Here is a 2157-nt window from a genome sequence, read left to right on the forward strand (position 1 = left end):
TATTTATAATGAATTTTGTCAGTAACTGCCAGTTCTTTTCACTTGAGCGATGCAACAAAGCCATCCCAGTGTCTGGGCACTGGGATGACACCCATTTGTTCCTATAGTTGTCTTTTCTCGTCTACCTTATTTTGCCACTCTGCTAAACAGATACATTATCTGTAAATTGGTATTTACTATATCTTAATAACTATAGCGTAATCAATGCAGCATAGTAATTAACTTTGGAGTGAATATGCATGGGTCAGTCAAAAAATCAACAGTAAAATTAACTTCTTACGAACAAACAGGTGACAATAGCAAGATAACACTAAAAGATCCACCATCGCCTGAAGAAGCAGGAAATGCTATCTCAAGTGTACTGAATGTAGTACCACGTGTGCAGGGAATGTCACATGAAGAATCAGATGATGAGGAAGTGGATCCTACTTATGCATCTGTAAATCGACAAAAAGATGGTGATGGAGCACCACCGATTTTGCCAAAAGCTCCAGGTTTACAAGACAAAGAAGACAAAAATTTGTTTGGTCTTAGTACTGAAGTACTACCTCCTTCCCTAGAAGAAACAAAAGGTGAGACTCATGATTGGGTATCACAAACAGCAAGTTTAGGTTTAGGAGGATTATCTGGTAATGGATCAGAAGAACATATTTATGCAGCTATAGACCCAAATACAAAATCTTCGAAAAAGAGTTTAGACAGTGGAATAGGTGGTCAAAACTCAAAAGACGATTTAGGTGCGTCTTCAAATACTTTACCATCGTATAAAAGCAAAGATGACTCTGAAGAGTCTTTGTCACTAAATTCTGATATAGGTAGCACAACAAATAAAAAAACAAACAGATTCTTGCCAAGAGCAAAGTATGCCATGCAGCAGAAGGGTTTTATAATTTTTGGTGCAAGTGCTATTATACTCAGTATATCTGCAGCTTTATTATATTTACAAGATAAAGCAAAATTTATTGCATTTTTTACAAACAGCCCAAAATATATCACTATACCAGTTATTGCACTTGCTGCATTGCTTACAATTGGTCCAATATTTTTTGCAACAAGGCAATTTATAGATACTGAAGAACATTCCATTCAAAAAAAAGATGCGGATAAAATTTTAGCTGAGGTGTTGGAGCACCAGTCAAAAGATAAAGCTATAAAATCTGTAAGACTGGAATATAGCAATGGCACTCATTCAAATTTTGTACTTAATGCTTGGGAAGCTAAACAAGGCTTCATTAACATTGACGAAAAAGTAGTTAGTAGAACTAACAAAATAGAATCAGTAATCAACAATAGGCCACTATTTACCACATTGTTGACCGGTGTAGTTGCTGCAAATGTAGCACTTCCTTTATTGCTGTATGCGGAAGGCGGTGTTAATAACGTACAAAAATTTTACCAAAACCCTTTGACTAATAACATAGGATTATCACTACTTATAGGTTCTGGTATACTTGCATTATTCATTGTGGGTTTTGGCATACATTACTATAGAAAAACAAATTGCACTAATCTTATATATTCGCAGGAAGAGATTAAAACTGAAAGCGTTAATAAGGAATTAATCGAGGAAATAAAACGAGAAAGAACAAATGTTCTTGAGGAAAACCACGGTAAAGACGCTAAACGCATCAGCTTAACGCTTGAGCAAGTTGTGGTTCAATCTCATAATTGTAAGGATATTGTTTATAGTGTCGGTTAATAAAATGCATGATATAGCTAGTGCAGCCCTACTTCATACCGCCGCAGACCGTCATACCGCGATTCATTCGCGGTATCTCTAGATCCCGCTAACACGTAGCGGGATGACGATTGTCAAGGTAGCACCTCCCTCCCCTGTCATCCAAGTAGCTGACTGACCTTACCCAGAAAAAGTGGAGAGAAAGTTTGGAATGTTTTTCACAAAGAGAATGATGAATCAAAATGCTCAGGAATGCAATAGTTAATAGTGACGTTGTTTGTTATAAAAAATTTCTATATATTCAAATATAGCAGTTTTAATATGCTGTTTAGAGTGCCGATAGGTGTCTATTGGTAACTCCCTTTTTAGAGAACTGAAGAAGCTTTCCACAACAGAATTGTCGTAACAACAACCTTTATGACTCATCTATGTTTTTTATGGATAAGAGATATTGATAACCTTGCGAAGTATATTGTGAA

1 protein-coding gene and 1 pseudogene are annotated in these 2157 nt (G+C 36.1%); one reads left to right on the forward strand and one right to left on the reverse strand.

Features of this window, described 5'->3' with window-relative positions; translation table 11 throughout:
* Positions 1-235 precede the first annotated feature (235 nt).
* Positions 236-1699 (forward strand): hypothetical protein, encoded by a 1464-nt coding sequence (locus OZD66_RS02860; protein ID WP_182367450.1) that lies wholly within the window; start codon positions 236-238, stop codon positions 1697-1699.
* A gap of 197 nt (positions 1700-1896) precedes the next feature.
* On the opposite strand, the pseudogene OZD66_RS06075 reads toward OZD66_RS02860, so the two are convergent.
* Positions 1897-2157, reverse strand: a pseudogene (locus tag OZD66_RS06075) (IS3 family transposase); the annotation flags it as partial.

This window comes from Wolbachia endosymbiont of Drosophila baimaii, from assembly GCF_028982185.1.
Classification (GTDB): Bacteria; Pseudomonadota; Alphaproteobacteria; order Rickettsiales; family Anaplasmataceae; genus Wolbachia; species Wolbachia pipientis.